Below are 20,885 nucleotides of genomic sequence, written 5' to 3'. Positions count from 1 at the left end.
AAACACTTCACCAAAACACGCCCGCACGAGCTGAACACACGGCCGCACGACGACATCGACTCGCTCATCAACCACCCACCACCCCAAGCGACCGCGATGGCCCGCCGGGTAGCCGAAGCGCTACGTCGACCAGAACCGTCCCGCATACGCGCCGACCACTCACAGGGCCGGCGTCTGCGGATCAGATGGCGCGTCGAGCAACGGCAACACCGGGCAGCAGCAGGCAGACATCGACAGTCTGCACAGCATGTCCATGACCTACCTGCACAAGGAGGCCCAGCACGTCAGTGAACCGGTCATCGGTGGCCTTGCCGCAAGCCACCAAGCCACCGTTCATCCGGTGTGACGACCAGAACGCCGGCTTTGCGGCGCTGGATGCCGGTCGCTACGCGGTCGAGATCATCGGGCTGCCCCGTCGAGGTCCCCGGGCACCGCGGGCCCCACCTCGAACCACGTGACTTTGCCGGTGGCGGTTCCTGCGCTGCCCCAGGTCGCCGCCAGGGCCGCGATGAGGGTCAGCCCCCTGCCGCATTCGGCGTGCGGCTCGACGAGCCCGCGCTGGACGGGAACGGGGGCGGCGGTGTCGGTGACTTCCACCCGCAGTCGGGTCCCTGTCCAGCGCACCGATACCGAACACGGTCCGGTGGTGTGGAGCACCGCGTTGGCGATGGCTTCGCCTGTCAGCAACTCAAGATCGTGCAGTGTCTCGTCCGTGAGTACGAGTTCCCAGGTGCGGACGGTCGACAGGAGCAGCCGGCGGGCTACGGATACGGCGGCCGGGTCTTTCGCAGGAACGCTGAGGGTGCAGAAGAACGGCTGTACGTGGTTGCCGTTCGTACACGACCGCGAGGAGTCCGGGGTGTCGGCCTCGGGTGCGCGGGCTGTTCGCCGTCGCGGCTCGGACGGCACCGTTGTCATGCTCATCTCTTGCCATCTCCCGGGGCTGGGGGCTTTGCTCTACCCCGACCGTTGCAGTTGCCCTACGCCGGCAGAAGGGAACACCCGTGCTCTTAACATAGGCTTAGGGTTGAGTGGTGGAGATCACTTCTATCCTCGACTCCACGGTCCGGACCCCTGCCCCCGGCATCACGCTTCGGCGGGACTTTGAGGCTCCGGACTGCGAGGCACCGGGAGGCTCTGTGCGCATACTGCTTGTCGAAGACGACAACCGGGTCGCCGAGGCTCTGACCGGCTCGCTGCGGCGCAACGGGTACGAGGTGTGGCGCGCGGCCAGCGCCGCCGACGCGCTGTCCGCGCCCGCAGTCGACTTGATCCTGCTGGATCTGGGCCTGCCGGACCGGGACGGCATCGAGGTGTGCCGGGAACTGCGTGGCCGCGGATCTGTCCCCGTCATCGCGGTGACCGCCAGAGGCGGCGAGCCCGACCGGGTGCGCGGGCTGCGCAGCGGGGCCGACGACTACGTGGTCAAACCCTTCAGCGCCGCCGAGCTACTCGCCCGCATCGAGGCGGTGCTCCGGCGCAGTATGCCCCGGCGGGCCGCAGAGGACCGGCTCGTCACCATCGACGGCCTCGAGATCGACCTTCCGCGGCGCACGGTCACCCTGGACGGGCAGCCGGTGCCGCTCACCCGCAAGGAGTTCGACCTGCTGGCCGTACTGGTGCGCGCTGACGGCGCCGCCGTGCCGCGGGACCGGATCATCGTCGAGGTGTGGCACACGACGTACGACGGCATGTCGCGCACCCTTGACGTGCATATGGCCAACCTGCGGGCAAAGCTGGGGCGGGCGGGAAGCGTGGTTCGGACGGTGCGAGGCGTCGGCTACCGCCTCACCACCGCCGACAAAGCATCCCCGGAGGCTGCGTCGGGCACCGCTGAAGCTTCGCCGTCCTCGCACCTGGGCCGCCCTGCCTCCGCCTCGTCGCCCACGGCGGCCGACAGCTGAGACAGCCGATGCGCCGCCGCCTTCTCGTCATCGTTTTCGCCCTGGTCACGGGCCTCATCCTGGCGCTGAGTGTCCCTCTCGTCCGGGCCACCGCGGAGCACACAGTCCAGACGTCGTTCATCGGCCGCGTCCAGGACGGCGCCTGGTTCGCCGACCTGGCCGCCACCGCCCTTGAATCGGGACGGACCGACCGGCTGGAGGCCGCCGCCGACCGATACGCGGCCCTGTACGACTCCCGGGTCGCCGTCGTCGACGCGAGCAGGGAGATCGTCGTCGCACCACGCCCTCTCGACCTGGAGGAGCCTCCGGTCCAGGCCGCGCTGCTGCGCGCTCTGGCCGACCGGCCCGCTCGGCAGCCCGGCCTGATGTGGCCGTGGGACGAACGCCCCTTCGTCCTGGCTGAACCGGTCAAGCGCGACGGCCATGTGCTGGGCGCCGTGCTCATCGTCTCGCCCACGGACCAGGCCCGCTCCGAGGTGGCCGACCATCTGGCCCTCGTTGCGCTGGGCAGCCTCGCGGCGCTGGCCGCGGTGGTGATCGCGGTGGCTGCGCCGGTTGTGCGGTGGGTGCTCCGCCCGGTTCACGAACTGGACCGGGCCACGCACGAGGTGGCCCTCGGGCGGCTGAGGACCCAGGTCTCGGAGCGGACCGGCGCGCCGGAGCTGCGGCGGCTCGCCAACAGCTTCAACGTGATGGCGGACAGCATGCACGCCTCGCAGCAGCAGCAGCGCGCGTTCGTGGCACAGGCCTCCCACGAGCTGCGCAATCCGCTGACCGCGCTCCGGCTGCGCGTGGAGAACCTGGAGGACTACGTGAACGACCCGCAAGGTCTGCACGAGCTGCACGCGGCGGCCGAGGAGGCCGACCGGTTCGGTGAGATCCTCGACGGGCTGCTGCGGATGGCCAGGGCGGAGGCGTCCGAGGCGAAGCGCGTGCCGGTGGATGTCACGGCCGTGGTCGCCCACCGGGTCGACGCCTGGCGCGCGGCCTACGAGGCGGAGGACGTCCCCCTCGCCACACGGGTTCCGCCGGGGGTGAGCGCGCTGTCGCTGCCCGACAGTCTCGACCACGCCCTGGACACTCTGCTCGACAACGCCCTCAAGTTCGGCGACGGGACCCCCGTCAGTGTCTCGGTCGCGCAGACCTCGGGCGGTGACAGCGACAACGGCGCCGGCGCGGGGCAGGACGGCGCCGTGGTGGAGGTGACGGTGCGCGACGGCGGCACCGGACTGACTGCCGAGGAACTGGCCCTGGCAGGCGGACGGTTCTGGCGCAGCGCCCGTCACCAGAACGTCCGGGGTACGGGCCTCGGACTCGCCCTCACACGTCTGATGATCGAGGCGGGCGGTGGCGAACTGCATCTCGCGGCAGCCGAGCCGCACGGCCTCGCGGCGACCATACGGCTGCCCGCTGCTCCCCCGCCGGACACGACGGCCTGATCACGGCATGTGTCAGGGCTGGGACTCCCGGTACCAGCGCTCCGCGCCCGGGTGCAGTTCCAGCGGGTAGGTGGCGATCGCGGTACGACGATCGAGACGGCGGGCCTCTGGGTGGTCGCGGATGAGTTCCTGCTGTCCTTCGAACAGCACCCGGGTCAACCAGTACGCTTCCGCATCCGGCACGTCCGGCCGCACCACCAGGAAGTTCGGCACGCTCACCGTGCTCACGGCGCTCTGCTCGCCGTAGACGACGGCGGGCACGGTGGTTTCCGTGTACAGGTCCCCGTAGGACTGGGTCAGGGGGCCGACCACGTCGCCGAGATCCACCAGGCGGATCGGTGTGGTCCGGCGCAGCTCCGTGATCGCCGCCGTGGGCAGGCCTCCGCTCCAGAAGAACGCGTCGATCCGTCCCTCGGCCAGCGCGGATGCCGAAGCACGCACGTCGAGCCGCTCCCCCACGACGTCGCCGTCCGCAGAGAGCGTTGCCACGTCCAGGATCCGCTCGGCGATGACCGCGGTACCCGACCCCTCGGACCCCAGGGAGACCCGCCGCCCGCGCAGATCCGCCACGCTGCGCACCGGGCTGTCGGCAGGGACCACGAGCTGCACGTAGTTGTCGTAGAGAGCGGCCAGCGCCACCACCGGTACCGGCCCGCTGAACGGTGCGCGCCCGGCGATGGCGTCCGCGGCGGAGTCGGCGAGCGTGAAGGCCACTCGCGCCTGCCCTGCGCCCACCCTGCGGAGATTGTCGACGCTGCCCCCCGTGTACTGGACCGGGGCGGTCGCCTCGGGCAGGCTCTGGTCGATGAGGTCGGCGTATCCGCCTCCGTACACCGCGTAGACGCCACCGCGATTGCCTGTCGCCACGCTGATCTCCCCGGTCGGGCGAGGCGGTGCGTCGCTTCCGGAACATCCGGCGAGCAGCACCGCCGTCAGAGCGACGGCGGCGGCGAGCGGACGAGCCACCGGCATGGAGGCCTCCCTGGACACGACGTTCCCAGCCGACCACGGGGCCGCTCCCGGCCCACGCGACTCAGCCTAGTCCCCGGGTGACCGAGACCTGCCGCCGGTTGCGGGTGGGTAGCGCCGGTGTGGCGGTCGCCGGGGGCTCGGATTCCGGCGAAGGTGCCCTCCGTGGGACCCGCGTCCCGGGACACCGGTGCACGAACACTGCACCCGTGTCCCGGATCCGATGGGCCTCATGGCCGTGTGCGGGCGCCAGGAACGTGCAGACAGCGGGCAGGGGCCGTTGCGGGGCGTGCCTCGCCTTGCGGTCAGGCCACCGAGGCGGCCTGAGGCGTGGGGTCGGATGATTCGGGCGGTCGGGGGCCCTTCAACTGGGTCGCCACCACTGCCAGCACCAGTGCCGCCCCGGTCACGTCGGCCACCAGGTAGGGACTGAGCAGCAGGCAGGTGGCCGCCACAGCCGCCAGCCGTTCGAGGAGGGTGGTCCTGCGCAGCCAGAAGCCCTCGATGGCCACGGCGAAGGCCAGCAGGCCGAGAAGGCCGGTCACCACCGCGAGTACGACCTCGGTGACCGGTCCGTTGAGCAGGAGCGGCGAGTAGGCCATCAGCAGCGGAATCATGTAGAGCCCCTTGGAGAACTTCCACGCCGCCACACTGGTCCGCATCGGGGAGGAGCCGGCGATTCCCGCCGCCGCGAACCCGGAGAGCGCCACCGGTGGTGTCACGTTGGAGTCCTGGCTGTACCAGTAGACGATCATGTGCGCAACGATCAGCGGCACGCCCAGGTCGAGCAGCGCGGGGCCAGCGAGCACGATCAGCACGATGTATGCGGCGGTGACGGGCAGTCCCATCCCGAGGACCAGTGAGGCGACCGCGATCAGCAGCAGGGTCGGCAGCAGGTAGCCGCCGCCCCAGCTCAGCATCATGCTGGAGAACTTCAGACCCAGACCGGTCAGCCCCACCACCCCGACCACGATGCCCGCAGCCGCAGTGGCCACCGAGACGGAGAGCGTGTTCCGGGCGGCCAGGGTGAAGGCCTCCCCGAAGTCCTTCGGACTCAGTCGGCTGCCGGCTCGGAGCATCGCCACCGCGGCCAGCGCGGTGGTGGCGTACAGACCGGCGAGCAGCGGCGTGACGTGCGCCATGAGCAGGGTGACCAGGAGGAAGAAGGGAGGCAGGAAGTGGAAGCCGCCTGCCATCACCTCGCGCAGGCGCGGGAGCTCTTCGGCGGGCAGTCCCCTGATCCCGTGCCGCCGGGCCAGGATGTCGACGAACAGGAAGATGACCGCGAAGTACATCAGTGCGGGGATGATCGCCACCTTGACGATCTCGATGTAGGGCACGCCGATCAGTTCGGCCATGACGAAGGCACCGGCTCCCATGATCGGGGGGAGAAGTTGTCCTCCCGTGGAGGCGGCCGCCTCCACTCCGCCGGCTTCGTGCGGCCGGTAGCCGACCTTCTTCATCATCGGGATGGTGAAGGCGCCCGTGGTGACCGTGTTGGCGATCGCGCTGCCGGACACCGATCCCATGAAGGCGCTCGCCACGACCGCTCCCTTGGCGGGGCCGCCGCGGTACTTTCCGGTGAGTACGTAGGCCATGTTGATGAAGAAGTTGCCACCGCCGGTCTTCTCCAGCACCGCCCCGAAGAAGATGAACATGAACACGAAGGATGCGGCGACGCCGAGGGCAAGGCCGTATATGCCCTCCTGGAAGAGATAGCTGTGGGAGACGATGCGCTGGACGGTGTAACCGCGATGGGACAGCAGGCCGGGCAGCAGCGGCCCGATCCAGGCGTACACCAGGAAGCAGGACACCAGTGCGGCCATGAAGGTGCCGATCACCCGTCGGCACGCCTCCAGCAGTAGGACGACGGCCACGGCGCCCATGACCAGGTCGGTGGTGGAGGGGAGTCCGGTGCGGGCGACGATCCCGTCATAGTCCACCACGGGATACAGGCTCACGGTCACCGCGGCGAGCACCAGGAGCCCGTCAGCGAGGGTCATCGGCAGTCGTCGCGCCCATTGGCCCTTGCCCGCCGGCCGGGTGACGAAGACCAGCACCAGCACGAACATCAGGTGCAGTACGCGCTGCAGGTAGGAGTTGAGGCTCAGGCTGACGGCGGTGTAGATCTGGAAGCAGCCGAGTGCGAGCGTGAGGGCGAGTACGCCGTAGCCCACGACGGTCGCGGCCGGGCCGTTGCCCCATCGGGCTGCGGCGAGCCGGTGCCACAGCGGTCGGCTGTCGGCCGCTTCGAGGGCAGGTTCACTGTCGGGGGTGCCCGGGGCGGTGGTCTGTCTCATAGCGCTTCGGGGCGCCCGGGGTGAGCAGGTCAGGGGGCGCCCTGCCCCTTTCTGGATCTCTGGGATGCGAGGGATGTCCGAGGCCGGTACCGGGCAGGGGGGGTGGTCCGGTCGGCCCTGGGCATCAGGGGTGGACGGCACAGGCACGCCGGGTCGAAGCGGGTGCCTGTGCGGGGGGCGGGGAGCCCCCCGCAGGGATCGTGGCCGTCAGGGGCGGAGCCTGTCGGGGATCTGTACCCCCTTCTCCTCCGCGTAGCGGATGACACCGGGGTGCAGCGGGACCGGACTCTTGGCCAGGTTCTTCAGAACGAGGTACTCGGCGCCGGCCTCGTAGACCTTGTTGAGGCCGGCCGCATTCTCGTAGAGCGTGCGGGCCAGTTGGTAGCCGCGCTCCTCGGACATGTCGGTGGGGACCGCGACGACGTTCCACAGCGCGAGAGTCGACACGTCCTCCTTGACCGTGCTGTAGGTGCTGCCCTTGATCGTGTGCTTGTTGTAGAAGGGATACTTCTCGGTGACCGCGGCCGCCTCGTCCTCGCACATCGGGATCAGGTGCAGTGCATCGGTGGCTTCGAGCTCGCGGAGCGATCCGTGGCCCTCCCCGACGACCCAGGACCCTGCGTCGATCTGCTCTTCCCGCAGGGCACGGGCGGTTTCGGCGTAGGCGTAGCGCTGGCGTTCGATGTCCTTGTCGGGTGACATGTCCAGGGCGTCGAAGACCAGGTTGGTGGCCAGTTCGTTGCCGCTGCCGGGGGCGCCCACGGAGAAGCGCTTGCCCTTGATGTCGCGGAAGCAGTCGAGGCCGAGAGCGTCGTGGCGCGACTGGAGGGACACTGCGTGGTACACGTTCGGATAGAGCACCATCAGGGTCTGCGTCTTGACCGGGTTGCCGGAGAACTCGCCCTGGCCGTGGTGGGCCTGATGGACCACATCGCTCTGGGCGATGGCCATGTCGCTCTGGCCGTCGGCGATCAGTCGGAGATTCTGCACCGACCCTCCCGTGGTCTCGGCGCTGGCTTCGACTCCCTCGGCATTGCGGTTGATCACCTCCGCCATCGCCCCGCCCATCGGGTAGTAGATGCCGGCGGTCGTGCCGGTGGCGATGGATATTCTCGCCGCGTCGCCGCCGTCGCCCCGGCCGGACTCGGCGGGCTGGCTGCAGGCGGCGGTCAGCAGCGTGGTGCTCAGGCCCAAGGCGAGGCCGAAGCCGTATCTGCGGCGCTGTCGTCCCATGAAGCGCTCCTCAGCGTGGTGGGGTCCCCGTGACTCGACTCACGAGCGAACGGTGGCTGGGACGGTACTTGCGCCAGGCCGGCAGGTAGGCGTTCCGCAGTCCTTATTGAGCAACCCTTAAGGTGCGCACCCACGACCGGTCCGCAGGCCGCTCCAAGGCGTGCCGCGGTAGTTCCCCGCCTGCGCGGGGAGATCAGTCACGGTGGCAGCACTCCGCGGTATCGATCCCGCGCCGGCAGACCAGAAGATCAGTCGGCGCGAGTTCGAGGACCAGCGGGCACGGGCCGACCGACCTCTTTCGGGGGTTCGCCGACGGGGCCCCTCGCCCGCCAGGAAGAACTGGCGGGCGCGGTCGGCCACCACTGCGGTCAGCACATCTTGTAGTCGACCCTGGTCGAGTTGTAGGAGCAGGTGTTGGCCCTGGATCCGTTCGCGCGCTTGAGGGTCGCGGTGTCCTTGTCGTTGTTCCACACGTACCAGGCCCGGCCCTGGTACAGGGTGGTGCTGGTGTTCCTGCCCTTGCCGGTGCGGACGGTGACGGTCCTGCCCTTGTCCAGGGTGAACGAGCCGAACGTGTACCTGTGGTTGGCCGCGTCCGTAAGGGTCCAGCCCCGGAGGTTCACCGCCGCGCCGGTGGTGTTGCGGATCTGGACGTACTCGCCGTTGATGCTCGTGTTCCCCCCGCGGTCGCTGCCGGGCGAGTGGTCGTACACCTTGTGCAGGTGGAGGGAACCGGCGGCATGCGCAGGAGCGGGCAGAGCGTGGGCAGGCCACCCACGAGGGCGCGGCGGTCACCACATATCCGGCCGACTCCGGGTCCACCCAGCGCCGGCGGATCACGGACGTGTCGGAGTCCTGGCGTCTCGAGCACCCCCTCGTCCGCAGTATGCCCGTCGCGCCGCAGACGGGCACGGCTGTGGCTTCGGGGACCTGCCGGAGAGAGGGGCGTCGTCCGCTGGTCCACCGCGGTCCCTGACGGCTGTCGGCCCGTTGCCGAACATCCCCGCATCCGAAGATGCGGGGATGTTCGGCGGCTACCGCCACCACCGCGTCGGGCGGGGCTGCGGCCGGCTCCTTCTGCGTCTTTGCCCGGCCGGCGAGCACGCCGTCGCCCGGCGTGGCCCGACACCACGGAGACGAGGCGGCGTCCCAGGACGAGTCGTCGGCAGAGGGCGATCTCTCAGAAGGTGAGGTTCCAGGAGTCGATCCTGCCGGTGTCGCCACGGGCGTTGTCGTTGACCCGGAGCTTCCAGGTGCCGTTGGCGACCTCGGCGGAGGCGTTGACGGTGTAGACCCGGCCGAGGTTGTCAGTGCTGCCGCCCGAGCGGTTGTGGACCGTGTAGACGGTGCCGTCCGGGGCGATCAGGTCGACCTTCAGGTCCCCGATGTAGGTGTGCACGATGTTCACACCCACCTTGAGGGTCGCCGGGGCGTTGCCGGTCACGCCGCTGACGGTGATCGGGCTCTCCACGGTCGTGTAGTCGCCGATGGCGAAGTCCGCGGTGTTCTCGAAGTACGTCCCGGGCGGTGGGGTGCTGCCGACGGCCTTGAGGGCGTCGACCTGCCCCTCGCCGAAGAAGCCGTTCCTGGCCGTGGTCCCCTTGCAGCGGCTGTCCGACGGGCAGGCGATGTCGTTGGCCTGGGTGGCCAGCTTGTCGCGCAGCTGCGCCGGGGTGATGGCGGGGTTGGTGCTGGCCAGCAGCGCCGCCACACCGGCGACGTGCGGCGCGGCCATCGAGGTGCCGCTCTTGGAGCCGTACCTGCCGCCCGGCAGGGTGCTGTAGATGCCGGTGCCGTCTCCGCCCGGGGCCGTGATGTCGATGACGTTCAGGCCGTAGTTGGAGTAGGAGGCTTTCGCGGTGGTGCCCATCGCCGAGACCGTGACGACGCCCGGCAGCTCGGTCGGGATGTCCAGGCACGCGTTGGTGATGGTGCGGGTGACCGGCGTCGAGTCGTTCGGGCTCTCGGTGTCGATCGTCTTGTTGGCCAGGTCGATGTTGGAGTTGCCGGCCGCCGCGACCTGGAGCGAGCCCTTACCCTCCGCGTACTCCTGGGCGCGCCTGACGCCCTCGATGATCGCGGCCTGGTCGGCGTCGTCCGGGCAGTTGAACTGCCACGGGTCGGTGTAGTAGCTGTTGTTGGTGACCTTGAAGCCGTGGTCACCCGCCCACATGAAGCCGCAGACGGTGTTCTCGGCGAAGAAGAGCGAACTGCCGGGCTCGGCGATGCGCACCGAGGAGATCTTCACGCCCGGGGCCACACCGATGACTCCCTTCCCGTTCCTGGCAGCCGCGACCGTACCGGCCACGTGTGTGCCGTGGGTGCCGATGTCACGCCAGGCGCCCGTTCGCGTGTCCGGCTTGCCGTACGCGCAGGACGCGGAGTCCGCGGCGTTGAAGTTCGGCGCCAGGTCCTGGTGCTGGTCGTCCACACCGGTGTCCAGGATGCCGACCTTGACGGAGGCGGAGCCGGTGGTGACGGCCCATGCCTGGTCGGCCTTGATCTGGGTCATGTCGGCGCGGACCGGCTCGCCCGAAGGGGTCGTGGACTGCGCCGGGTTGGCGGGCAGTGCCGGGTTGTAGGCGTCGGCCGGGACGTCGGAGGTACGAGTGGCGCCGACCTGCTGAACCCCGCTCACACCACGCATCGTGGCGGCGAAGGAGGCGGACGCGGAGTGGGCGGTGATGACACCGATGGCGTCGTAGTACTGGAAGACCGTTCCGCCGTTGGCGGTCACCGCGTTGCGGACCGCTGTGGTGTCGCCCGGGGTGGTGATCACGAGGTACGCGCGGGTGCCGGCTACCCAGGTCGCACTCGGGGAAGCGGCGGCCGCGGCCTGAGGCGCCGCCGCGGAGGCAGGGGCGCCAGTACCGGAAGGCGAGACGGGGGCGGTGTCGGCAAGCGCTGCGGGCGCCCCGAAGGCGAGCGCCGCGCCGAGCGCGGCGGCCGGCACGAGGGCACGTCGAGAGCGGTTGGATCTGTGGGGTATCAATGCGTCCTCCGAAGACCCGGTGGTCAGGCCGGGTCGTACGAAACAAGTGATGGACGCAAGATGTCATGCACGCGGCTGGTTGCGGAAGTACCTCTTGCCGAGGAGGAGTTCGTTTATCGGAGACGAATTCTGACGATTGGTACAAGCGCGGAGGATCCGGCGGGTCGCCTGAGGAGGCGGCGGTGAACCGGTACGCCGTCCGGCCTTTGGGCGGTGCGTGCCGGCCGGGTGGTGGCCACGGCGGGCAGGTGGTGGCCACGACGGAGGCCGGGACCGCCTCGGCCGGCTGAGTACGCCGGATGAGCAGGAGTGCTCAGGCCCGGGCGACGGCCGCCGGACGGCCATGAAGTGGTCGCCGCGAACCGCGGCCGACCGACTGTCTCTTGGGAGGTTCCCTCATGTCCGGGCGCAAGGCGGGGTTGGCGTGAGCCAGCACATCAGCGAGCGCGGCGATGTGGTGGTAGATCACCGGCTGCCGGTCGGCGTGCTCGATGCCGGCGCCGCGGAGGCGTGGTGCGTCGGCGACGACGCTGTCCGGCCACGTGTCGTCGCCGTGTCCGGCCTGCTGGAGCAGCCGGATGCGGCGGTAGGCCCACTCCGCCGTGGCAAGGCAGGGCGGCGTACGTTCGGAAGGGTGAACACTCCGCAGAAGCCGGTCGAGGCGCGGCCGTGGCGCCCCGAGGACGGGCCCGAGCCGGCCCCGGGGCGGGGACGTCGTGGAGGCGACGGCGGCCACTCGCCGTCCGGTTCCTGGGCCCGGGCCGCGTAGCGGGCGGCGATCTCGTCCACTTCCTCGGGTCCGGCGTCCTGGGGGCTCCAGATCGCCGCACGCCGCCGGCTCCGCCAGCCCGATCAGAGCACCGGCCGCAAGCCCCCGGCGGTGTGCAGCCGGCCCGAGAAGCCGAGGAGCGGGGCGCCGGGGGCCGGGGCGCCGCCGGTGACCTCGGCCAGCAGCAGGTCGTGGTCGCCGACCGGGCGGCGGTCGACCACCCGGCAGGACAGGTGCGCGAGCGCGCCGTCGAGCAGGGGGGCGCCGCTGAGCGGGTCCGCTCTCCAGGCCACGCGCGCGAACTGGGCGTCGCCCGGCGACCGTCCGGGGTCCGCGAACCGCCGGGCGTCCTCGCCCTGCCCGGCGGCCAGCACGTTCACGGAGAAGGTGCCGGTGCGCAGCACCAGGCGGACGAAGGCGGACCCCGGGCGCAGTGCCACTCCGAGGACCAGCGGCTCCCTGGAGATCGCGACCACCGAGCTGGCGGTGGTGCCGTGCCGGTCGCCTTCGCCGCCGTCGACGGTCAGGACGGTCACCGCGGAGGTGAGCCGGCGCAGTGCCGTGCGGGCCGCGACCGGGTCCCCGTACTCTGGCGGCTCGGTCCCGTCAGGCCGTCCGGGTACGGCGTCGGAGGGCGCGGCGACACGGGCGGCGGGGGTGGTCCGGCCGACGGGGGCCGTCGGCGGCCCGGCCGGGCTCCAGGCGCTCATGTGCCGTACCCCGTCGGTGCGGTGGCGGCGATCGCCGCCACCGCCGGCCGCGCGCCGGACACGTGCGCCGGGCCCCCCGCCCGGTCCCCCAGCGACGCCGCGACCAGCGCCTCGACGTGGACCTCCGCGGTGTCGAGCACCGCGGGCGAGCCGCGCTCGGCGGCTGGGACGAGCAGGCCGAGTTCGGTGCACGCGAGGATGACGCCGTCCACGCCCTCGTTCCGCAGCCGCTCCCGCAGGTCCGTGAAGGCGGCCGCCGCGGCGTCCCTGACGGTGCCCCGGCACAGCTCGTCGTAGATGATGTGGTCGATCAGTGCCTGGTCGGCCGGCCCGGGCAGGACCGGCTCGACGCCCCGGGCGGCCAGTGCGCCGTCGAACAGGGCGCCCCGCGCGGTGAACCGGGTGCCCAGGACCGCCGCCCGGGAGACGCCGCGTCGCCGGGCGGCCTCGGCCGTCACCTCGACGATGTCGACCAGGGGCAGGTCGCAGGCGGCACGCACGGCCCCGGAGACCCGGTGCATGGTGTTGCAGGCGATGGCGACCAGGTCCGCGCCGGCCGCCTCGAGCCGGCGGGCGCCCGCGGCGAGCAGTGCCCCGGCCCCGTCCCAGTCCCCGGCGAGCTGGCGGCGCTCCACCTCGGCGTAGTCCTGCGACCAGATGACCACCCGGGCGGAGTGCGAGCCGCCCAGGGCCCTCCCGACGCCTTCGTTGAGGGCGCGGTAGTACGTGAGGGTGGACGGCCAGCTCATCCCGCCGAGCAGGCCGATCACTGCGGGTCCGTCGGTGGCGGTCATTCCGCGGCCTCCTTCAGGCGGGCGAAGGCCGCCGGCTCGATCGAGCTGAAGCAGCGGTCGTCCCCGCAGGGCATGGCGTGCCGCCGCAGTCGGTCGCGCAGGTCCTCGACGACGGGCGAGGCGTGGCCGGAGAGCCGTCCGGAGCGCAGTTCGAAGAGGGCGACGGGGTCGCCGGGACGCGGCCGCCGGTCGGGGCGATCGCCCAGCGAGAGCACCGCGAGCGCCTCGCCGGGCGGCGGGTCGGCGGGCCAGGGGGCGTCCGGGGCGAGGAGGACGACCCGGGTGCGGTGCGCGCCGTCCGCGAGGGCGACGGTCAGGGTCCCCGCGGAGCCTTCGAGCGTCCCCGATGAGGCTCCGGTCCCCGGGGAGCCTTCGCAGGCGTCGACCGTGCAGCCCTTCCATTGGAGTTCGGTGCGCCAGCCGGCCAGCACGCCGAGGACGGCGTCACGGGCCCGGTCGTCGGCCACCGGCCCGAGGTGGAGCTCCCGCTTGACCCGGGCGGGGACGCCGCCGGCCAGGATGCCCGCCGGGAGCGGGGCGGTGACGACGGATCCGGCCGCCACAATCGTCCCCTCCCCGACGTGGGCGCCCGGCAGCAGGGTCACGTGGTAGCCGAGCCAGACGTCCCGCGCGACGTGCACCGGGGCGTACGCGGGCTCGGTGCCGTCGAGGGGGCCGTGGCCGAAGTGGTAGCCGTGCGTCCACACCGCCAGGTAGGAGCCGGTGCCGACGCCGTCGCCCAGGCTGATCTCGTGGTTCGCGTTGAGGATGGTGTGCTGGCCGACCGTGACCCGGTCGCCGATCCGGACCCGGGACGTCGAGGTGGTGGTGCCGCCGTAGCCGACCCGCGCGCCGTCGCCGAAGTACAGCAGCCGGCCGGCGGTGAACTCCCGGCACAGGACCTGGGCGTCGGGGCCGATCCGGGCGGCGCCGCCGACCGCGAACCGCTCCGCGGCCAGGACGCGCACCCGCGGGCCCAGTTCGCTGCCCGGGCCCAGGGTCAGCGTGCCGGCCCGCAGGTCGCAGTCCGGGCCGATGACGGTGCCGTCGCCGAGTGCGACGTCGTCGCCCACGAGGGTGGCACCGGCGCCGATGGTGACGTTCTCGCCGACGGTCAGGCGGCCGGCGCGGATCCGTACGCCCGGCCCGGTGCGGCAGGAGCGCGGCAACTGCCAGGGGTCCACGGGCGGCAGGGCGGGGAGGTCGTCGAGGGTGGTCATGTCAGAGCCAGCTTTCGGGAAGGTCGACCAGGGCCCGCCGCCGGGCGGCGCGGTCGACGTCGGGATCGGAACCGGCCCGCCCGGCGCGGGCGGCGGCCACGGTGGCGCGGGGCGGACGGGAGAGTTCCCGCAGGTAGGGCCAGCCGTCCGCGAACTCGCGGGCGAACTGCTCGTCGGGCCAGCGGGGTCCGTCGTCGGTCAGCAGCGGGTTGACGCGCAGGGGGCGTCCGGGCAGGGGAGCGGTGAGCCGTCCGGGGGTGCCCGGCGCCCCGGTCGCCCGGCGGACGAAGGCCAGTGCCGCAGCGCCCTGCGGGCGCCCGCGGTCCGCCGGTACGACCGTCCGCCCCCGCAGCGCCGCCTCCGTCAGCGCCTCGTCGTCGTAGCAGTGGTCCGGCGCGAGCAGTTCCCGGTAGCCGTCGGCGGTCAGCGGCAGCCCCGGCGAGAAGTTGGCGTGCCCGGCGTCGTGGACGTGGCCCAGCAGGACCGGGCCGGTGCCGCTGACACGCAGCAGCTCCGCCAGCACGTGCCGCTTGTCGCGGAAGTAGTGGAAGCTGTCGTGGCTCAGGGCCGCCCCGGCGGCGCCGTCGGCGAGCGGGAAGGGGCCGTCCGCGTCGAAGCAGACCAGGTCCGAGTCGGGGGCGCAGAAGGTCCTGGCGATCCACAGGTGGGAGAAGACCAGGTCGGAGCCGATGGCCGGGCCGGACCGCTCCGTCCAGGTGCGCAGGAAGTGCCCGGCTCCGCAGGCGATCTCGAAGAGGGTGCTGCCGGTCGGGGCGTGCGCGTCCAGCAGGGCCAGGCCGCTGAGGTACGTCGGCTGGCACCAGCGGTGCAGGAAGTACGGGGCCAGGCCGCCGTATCCGAGGCCGGCCATGGCCGCCGCGGCGGTCGTGGCGCCGGTGGCCGCCGCGAGGGCCGCGGCGGGGTCGGCAGGCGGGACCGTGTCGTCCTTGCGGTCGCACAGCAGCAGGGCCAGGGCCCGGTCCACCTCGCCCGCCCGGAGGGCGTCGACGGCCCGCGCCCGCAGCCCGTCGCGCCCGGTGCGCAGGTACGGGATGCCGTCCGGGCAGGGCCACAGCGTTGTGCCGTCGGTCAGCAGGTGCGGCCCGGCCCAGGTGAGCGGATCCCCGGTCACCGGGCTGCGGAGCAGGGCGCGCAGCGGCTCGGCCAGCGGCCGGGCGGGGCGGCGCGCGCTCATACGAACACCTCCAACAGGGCGAACGGCAGCAGCACCCCGGCGCCGTTGGTCAGCACGGTCGCGCCGTCCAGGGTCGCGCGGCGGGTGCTCAGCGGGTCGTCGGGCGAGCGCGGGACGTCCGCCGGCGGCTCGTAGTCGTGGAAGCGGTGGCGCAGTCCGCGGGCGGCGAGCCGGTCCGCGAACGCGGCGCGGGAGTGGATGTTCCAGCCGGGGATCCAGCCGCTGTCCTCGGCGCCGCCGGCCTGGCGCAGCCGGACCAGCACGTCGACGGGGAAGGGGTTGAAGGTGCCGAACAACAGGGCCCGCCCGCCCGGTTCGACCAGGTGCAGGACGTGGTCCAGCCATGGATCGAGGGAGTCGAAGTGGCTGTGCAGGGTGAGCATCGTGACCGCGCTGTACTGCCGCCCGGGCAGGGTCCGGGCACGGCACACGTCGCCGACGGAGAAGTCGGCCCCGGGTACGTGCCGGGCGGCGTGCTCGACCAGCGCGGGCAGCGCGTCGACCCCGGACAGAGCGGCGTGCGGGCAGCGGTCCGCGAGGTGGTGCAGGAAGGCGCCGTTGGCGCAGCCGATGTCGAGGACGGAGGCGCCCGGCCGGTCCAGGACCCCGCGCAGGCGGTCCGCGACGAAGGGGAAGTAGGGGCGCTCGTGCTCGGCGGGCGGGCGTTCCAGGTAGCGCAGGTCCAGGGGCCGGGTCCCGGTGCCGGCGGCCGGCAGGCCGATGCGGGCCAGCGGCGGCTGCGGCGGCGGCTGCGGCGAGGCGCTCATGCGGCACCGCCGAGCGGCGTCGCGTGCGTTCCCGTCGTCCGTGCGCCCGCCGGACCGTACGCCTCCGGGTCCGTTGCGCCCGGCGGTGTCCCGCCCCGGGCCGGGTACGCCCGGCCACCCAGCAGGGCGGAGCCGATCCGCACGTGGGTCGCACCCGCCGCGACGGCCGTCTCCAGGTCCCCGCTCATACCGGCCGACACGGCGGTGGCCCGCGGGTGGTCGGCGCGCAGCCGGGCGGCGAGTGCGGCCAGCCGGTCGAAGGCCGCGTCGGCCGGTCCGCCGAGCGGGGCGACCGCCATGACCCCGGCCAGCCGCAGGCCCGGGGCGTCCGCGACCGCGTCGGCCAGGGCGGCGAGCCCGTCGGCCGGCACACCGCCGCGGCGCGGGTCGCCGTCCAGGCTCACCTGGAGCAGGCAGGGCAGGGTACGGCCGGCGTTCAGGGCGCCCCGGGACAGCGCCGCCACCAGCGCGGGACGGTCCACCGAGTGCACGAGCGAGGCGTAACGCGCCACCGAGGCGGCCTTGTTGCGCTGGAGCGAACCGACGAAGTGCCACTGCGGCGGCTCGGGGTGGCCGGCCAGGTCGGCCAGGTCGGCGGCCTTGGCGGCCGCTTCACGGTCGTGGTTCTCGCCCAGGTGCCGGACGCCGAGCGCGTGCAGCAGCCGGGCGTCCGCGGCGGGCCGGGTCTTGGTGACGGCGACCAGTGTGATCCCGCGCGGGTCGCGCCCGCAGGCGGCGGCCGCCGCCGCGACGCGGGCGGTCACGGCGCCGAGCGCGGCTTCGAGTTCGGCCCGGCGCGCGGCGGCCGGGAGGGCGGTGGGGTGGGCGGCCGTCGTGGTCACGGGTGCGTCCCTTCCGTTCGGGGGGTGGCTGTCGGGCGGCGCTGGGAGAGGGTGGCGAGCCTGCGCACCGCTTCCTCGAGCACGGCCTCCTGCTTGCAGAACGTGAACCGGACGAACGGGCGGCCCGGCTCCGGATCGGTGTGGAAGACCTGGTGGGGGATGGCCGCGACACCGCAACGGGCGGGCAGGGCGCGGCAGAACTCCAGGCCGTCCCGCTCGCCCAGCGGGCGGATGTCGGCGGTCACGAAGTACGTGCCGCGCGGGGTGTGCGCGCGCAGGCCGGCCGCCTCCAGGCCGGCGGCCAGCAGGTCCCGGCGGCGCCGCAGCGAGTCGCGCAGCCCGGTGAAGTGGCCGGCGGGCAGCCGCAGGGCGTCCGCGACCGCGTGCTGGAAGGGCGTCCCGGAGGCGAACGACAGGTACTGCTTGACCGCCGTGACGGGCTCGACCAGGTCGCGGGGGCCCGTGGCCCAGCCGACCTTCCAGCCGGTGAAGGAGAAGGTCTTGCCGGCCGAACCGATCGTCAGCGTCCGCTCCGCCATGCCGGGCAGGGCGGCCAGCGGCTGGTGCGGCGGCCCCTCGTACACCAGGTGCTCGTAGACCTCGTCGGAGACGACGAGCAGGTCGTGGGCCCGGGCGAGCTCGGCGACCTCCCGCAGCACCGCGGGCGGCAGCACCGTCCCGGTCGGGTTGTGCGGGGAGTTGACCAGCAGGACCTTCGTCCGCGGCGTCACGGCGCGCCGCAGCGCGGCCGGGTCCAGGGTGAAGCCGGGCGGGTCGAGCCGGACGGGCACCAGCGCGGCCCCGGCCAGCGCGACGCAGGCCGCGTACGCGTCGTAGTACGGCTCGAGGACGACGACCTCGTCCCCGGGGCCGGTCAGCGCCAGCAGGGCGGCCGCCAGCGCCTCGGACGCCCCGGTGGTCACCACGACCTCCCGGGCCGGGTCCAGGTCGATCCCGTACCAGGTGCGCTGGTGGTCGGCGACGGCGCGGCGCAGCTCCGGCAGGCCGGGCACCGGCGGGTACTGGTGGTGGCCGGCGCGCAGGGCGGCGATCGCGGAGGCGACGACCGGCTCGGGCCCCGGGGTGTCCGGGAAGCCCTGCCCGAGGTTGACCGCGCCGTGCCGGGCGGCGCGTTCGGACATCTCCGTGAAGACGTTGGGGCCGGTGTCGGCGAGCCGGACCCGGTGCGGGCGCCCCGGGCCGCTCACCGTGCGCTCCGGACCGCGTCGGCGACGGCGAGCATCCGGGCGCCGGTGGCGGTACGGCTCTCCCGGGTCTGCGCCTGCACGAGGTGGAAGGAGGCCTCCGCCAACAGCCGGGCCGGCGGCGAACCGGCGGCGGCGCTGGCCCCGCCGCCGGCCGCGACGCAGGCGGCGGCGGCCCGGCAGGCCAGCTCCAGGGCGGCCGCCCGGACGGCGAGGCGCTCCTCGGCGGCCTCGTGCGGCGGCACCTCGTCCATCAGCCGGTACGCGGCAGCCCGCAGCGCGTCCGCCTCGGCGGCGGTGCGCAGGCCCAGTTCGCGGTACTCGGCGCTCTGCGCGGCGTCGGTCAGGCAGGCGGTGGCGGCGGCGATGGTGCCGAACACACCGGGGTTGACGTTCGGGCGGCGCTCGGCGTCGGCGCGGCGCCACGCGGTGCCCGGGTGCAGGGCGACCACCCGGTCGGGCGCGACGGCGGTGCCGTCCAGTCGCGCCGACACCGTGCTGGTCGCCGCCATGCCCCACAGCCGCTGCGGGCGGACCTCGCCGATCCCGGCCCGCTCGTCGCAGTCCAGCAGGGCGAACAGGACCCGGTCGTCGCAGGTGACCGCGCCCACCAGGACCACGTCCGCGATCCCCCAGCCGGACAGCCAGGCCAGCCGGCCGTGCAGCCGCCAGCCCCGGCCGTCGCGGACGGCGGTGACGGCTGGCGGGCCCGACCGGCGCAGATGGGAACTCGCGCCCGCGGCCAGCACCCGGCCCGCCGCCATCGGTCCGGCCCAGCGCTCGCGAACCGCGGGGTCGGCGCTGCCCGCCACCTCGCGCATCGGGTGGTGGTGCTGGGCCCAGACGCACCAGGTCGAGCCGTCCGCGGCGGCGATCGTCTCGGACACCTCGCGCTGGACCTGCGCGGGGGTGACCGGGGCGGCAGGCCGGTGGACGGCGGTGCCCAGGGCGCCGGCCGCACCCAGGGCGTCGAGGTGGGAGCGCGGGACGCGGCCCGCGGCGGTCGCGGCGGCGGCCGGGGCGAGCAGCTCGCGGGCCACCGCGCGGACACGCACCACCACCGGGTCGCGGGCCGCGTCCGCGTGACGGGCTGCGTCCGGCCGGAGGTACGCGGCGGGGGCGGTCATCGGGCGTCCGCCGCGGCGGGCGCGGGCACGTCCAGCCAGGAGGTCCCGCCGGCCCGGCGGTAGGCGACGTGGCCGGGCCAGTCGCGGTCCTCCCAGACCCCGTGGTTGTCCAGGATCAGCAGCGGCCGCTCGCGCGGCTCGTCGAGCAGCGAGAGGTACGGCTCGCCGCGGAACTCCGGGTGGTCGGGGACGACCAGGACGGTGGACGCCTCCCGGACGGCCGCGGCCAGGTCGGTGGCGGCCGTGCCGGGCCCGAGCAGCGCGTCGATCTCGGCGGCGCTGTACATCGGGTCGTACACGCTGAACTCCGTTCCCAGCCGCCGCAGTTCCTCTGCGATGGCGACGGCGGGGCTGAGCGTGGCGACCTTGATGCCGCCCTTGTAGGCGAGTCCCAGGACCAGCACCCGGCCGTGCGGTGCGACCGCCTCCGCGACCAGGCCGCGCATCCGCGTGTCGGTGTCCACCGCCTCGCTGAGCAGCGACAGCCGGGTGGCGTCGGCGGCGCCCCGCAGCAGGTAGCGGCTGGAGAGCGGGATGCAGTAGCCGCCGGTGCCGAAGCTCGGGTGGAAGGTCCCGATGTTCCACTTGGTGCCCGCCAGTCGCAGCACCTCCACCATGTCCACGTGCGTGTACGCCAGGCTCAGCTGGTTGGCGAGGGTGATCTCCACGTGCCGGTAGGCGTTCTCGACGCACTTGACCAGCTCGCCCTCGACGTGGCTGGGCGCCCGGTGCAGGGTGTCGCACATGAGCCCCAGCACGTCCCGGGCCGCGTCGGCGGAGCGCGCCCCCACGCCGCAGTAGATCCGGTCCAGGTCGCGCAGCCCGTAGCCCTCGGCGAGGAACCAGTCGCGGCGCGGGGCCAGCGCGAGCAGCAGGTCGGTGTCCGGCTCCAGGCCGGCCGAGGTGGCGATCGGGAGCAGCAGCTCCTCGACCGTCCCCGGGGTCAGCGTCGACTCGACGATCACCAGCGGGGGGCGCTCCGGCCGCCGGGCGGCGGTGTCCGCGACGATCGCGGCGAACACCTCGACCAGCGCCCCGGAGCAGGGCTCCGCCTCGCGTTCGGTGGGCACCGCGACGAAGTGCACGGCGACGTCCTCGGCCAGGGCGCGGGCCCGGTCCGAGGTCACCCGCGCGGCAGGCCCGGCCGGTCCGGCCGCGTCGGCGCCGCGCTGCTCGGCCCGGGCGGGGTCGACGTCGTAGCCGACGACGGCCACGCCCTCGGCGCGCAGCGCCTCGACGGTGGACCACCCGATGTGGCCCAGGCCCCAGACGCAGGCCGCGGCGCGCCCGGCGACCAGCTCGGCCCGGTGGTCGTGGCGGGTGGCCGGGAAGGCGGGTCCGGCGGGTCCGGCGGGTCCGGCGGCCGGTTCGGTCGCGGCCCGGGTCGGCTCGGTGGTCAGTGATGTCACGGCGTGACTC

At 73.4% G+C, this 20,885-nt stretch carries 18 protein-coding genes; 3 read left to right on the top strand and 15 right to left on the bottom strand.

The window, feature by feature from the left end; translation table 11 throughout:
* Positions 1-399: 399 nt before the first annotated feature.
* Positions 400-924 (bottom strand): ATP-binding protein, encoded by a 525-nt coding sequence (locus tag ACGF15_RS28575; protein WP_392803123.1) that lies wholly within the window; start codon positions 922-924, stop codon positions 400-402.
* A 215-nt stretch (positions 925-1,139) separates the two neighbouring features.
* Between ACGF15_RS28575 and ACGF15_RS28570 the strand changes: the two genes are divergently transcribed.
* Together ACGF15_RS28570 and ACGF15_RS28565 are read left to right on the top strand one after the other, a co-directional pair.
* Positions 1,140-1,904, top strand: coding sequence for a response regulator transcription factor (locus ACGF15_RS28570; RefSeq protein WP_362614253.1), 765 nt, complete (start codon positions 1,140-1,142; stop codon positions 1,902-1,904).
* An 8-nt stretch (positions 1,905-1,912) separates the two neighbouring features.
* Positions 1,913-3,343: a HAMP domain-containing sensor histidine kinase gene (locus ACGF15_RS28565; protein WP_362614251.1), complete on the top strand. Its 1,431-nt coding sequence runs from the start codon at positions 1,913-1,915 to the stop codon at positions 3,341-3,343.
* Between the two features lie 12 nt (positions 3,344-3,355).
* On the opposite strand, the gene ACGF15_RS28560 is transcribed toward ACGF15_RS28565, so the two are convergent.
* From ACGF15_RS28560 to ACGF15_RS28540, 5 genes are all read right to left on the bottom strand, one after another.
* Positions 3,356-4,315 carry a TAXI family TRAP transporter solute-binding subunit gene (locus ACGF15_RS28560; protein WP_345608010.1) on the bottom strand — a complete coding sequence of 320 codons (960 nt, stop codon included), beginning with the start codon at positions 4,313-4,315 and terminating at the stop codon, positions 3,356-3,358.
* Positions 4,316-4,617: 302 nt separating this feature from the next.
* On the bottom strand, positions 4,618-6,612 hold the full coding sequence (locus ACGF15_RS28555) for a TRAP transporter permease (RefSeq protein ID WP_362614249.1): 1,995 nt from the start codon (positions 6,610-6,612) through the stop codon (positions 4,618-4,620).
* 207 nt (positions 6,613-6,819) lie between these two features.
* Positions 6,820-7,845 (bottom strand): TAXI family TRAP transporter solute-binding subunit, encoded by a 1,026-nt coding sequence (locus ACGF15_RS28550; RefSeq protein WP_362614246.1) that lies wholly within the window; start codon positions 7,843-7,845, stop codon positions 6,820-6,822.
* A 368-nt stretch (positions 7,846-8,213) separates the two neighbouring features.
* On the bottom strand, positions 8,214-8,603 hold the full coding sequence (locus tag ACGF15_RS28545; protein WP_376426462.1) for a lamin tail domain-containing protein: 390 nt from the start codon (positions 8,601-8,603) through the stop codon (positions 8,214-8,216).
* 422 nt (positions 8,604-9,025) lie between these two features.
* The gene (locus ACGF15_RS28540; protein ID WP_362614263.1) at positions 9,026-10,798 is read right to left on the bottom strand and encodes a S8 family serine peptidase; all 1,773 of its coding nucleotides are present in this window, start codon (positions 10,796-10,798) and stop codon (positions 9,026-9,028) included.
* A gap of 463 nt (positions 10,799-11,261) precedes the next feature.
* On the opposite strand from ACGF15_RS28540, the gene ACGF15_RS28535 reads away from it, so the two are divergent.
* Positions 11,262-11,606 (top strand): hypothetical protein, encoded by a 345-nt coding sequence (locus tag ACGF15_RS28535; protein WP_362614241.1) that lies wholly within the window; start codon positions 11,262-11,264, stop codon positions 11,604-11,606.
* An 83-nt stretch (positions 11,607-11,689) separates the two neighbouring features.
* Here the strand turns inward: ACGF15_RS28535 and ACGF15_RS28530 are convergent, their stop codons facing one another.
* From ACGF15_RS28530 to ACGF15_RS28490, 9 genes are read right to left on the bottom strand one after another with little or no spacing between them, the layout of a single operon-like run.
* A complete protein-coding gene (locus ACGF15_RS28530) occupies positions 11,690-12,316 on the bottom strand; it encodes a flavin reductase family protein (RefSeq protein WP_362614238.1) in 627 nt (208 codons plus the stop codon).
* Complete coding sequence (locus tag ACGF15_RS28525; protein WP_392803117.1) at positions 12,313-13,110, bottom strand: aspartate/glutamate racemase family protein; 798 nt, start codon at positions 13,108-13,110, stop codon at positions 12,313-12,315. The genes ACGF15_RS28530 and ACGF15_RS28525 overlap by 4 nt, the downstream gene beginning before the upstream one ends.
* Complete coding sequence (locus ACGF15_RS28520) at positions 13,107-14,330, bottom strand: DapH/DapD/GlmU-related protein (protein ID WP_362607656.1); 1,224 nt, start codon at positions 14,328-14,330, stop codon at positions 13,107-13,109. Before ACGF15_RS28520 ends, ACGF15_RS28525 begins: the two co-directional genes overlap by 4 nt.
* A gap of 1 nt (position 14,331) precedes the next feature.
* Positions 14,332-15,525, bottom strand: a complete 1,194-nt coding sequence (locus ACGF15_RS28515) for a methyltransferase domain-containing protein (protein WP_345608027.1) — start codon at positions 15,523-15,525, stop codon at positions 14,332-14,334.
* Entirely contained in the window at positions 15,522-16,292 is a 771-nt protein-coding gene (locus ACGF15_RS28510; protein WP_362607659.1) for a class I SAM-dependent methyltransferase, read from the bottom strand. The genes ACGF15_RS28515 and ACGF15_RS28510 overlap by 4 nt, the downstream gene beginning before the upstream one ends.
* Complete coding sequence (locus tag ACGF15_RS28505; RefSeq protein WP_362607661.1) at positions 16,289-17,134, bottom strand: YggS family pyridoxal phosphate-dependent enzyme; 846 nt, start codon at positions 17,132-17,134, stop codon at positions 16,289-16,291. Before ACGF15_RS28505 ends, ACGF15_RS28510 begins: the two co-directional genes overlap by 4 nt.
* Positions 17,131-18,342 carry a pyridoxal phosphate-dependent aminotransferase gene (locus ACGF15_RS28500; RefSeq protein WP_345608034.1) on the bottom strand — a complete coding sequence of 404 codons (1,212 nt, stop codon included), beginning with the start codon at positions 18,340-18,342 and terminating at the stop codon, positions 17,131-17,133. Before ACGF15_RS28500 ends, ACGF15_RS28505 begins: the two co-directional genes overlap by 4 nt.
* On the bottom strand, positions 18,339-19,466 hold the full coding sequence (locus ACGF15_RS28495; RefSeq protein WP_362607663.1) for an acyl-CoA dehydrogenase family protein: 1,128 nt from the start codon (positions 19,464-19,466) through the stop codon (positions 18,339-18,341). The genes ACGF15_RS28500 and ACGF15_RS28495 overlap by 4 nt, the downstream gene beginning before the upstream one ends.
* Positions 19,463-20,875, bottom strand: a complete 1,413-nt coding sequence (locus ACGF15_RS28490) for a UDP binding domain-containing protein (protein WP_362607665.1) — start codon at positions 20,873-20,875, stop codon at positions 19,463-19,465. The genes ACGF15_RS28495 and ACGF15_RS28490 overlap by 4 nt, the downstream gene beginning before the upstream one ends.
* Positions 20,876-20,885 lie beyond the last annotated feature (10 nt).

It is taken from the genome of Streptomyces sp. NPDC048001, from assembly GCF_043203115.1.
In the GTDB taxonomy this organism is placed as follows: Bacteria; Actinomycetota; Actinomycetes; order Streptomycetales; family Streptomycetaceae; genus Streptomyces; species Streptomyces sanyensis.
The sequence above is the reverse complement of the archived record's forward strand: the minus strand, read 5'-3'. Positions and strand labels throughout refer to the sequence as shown.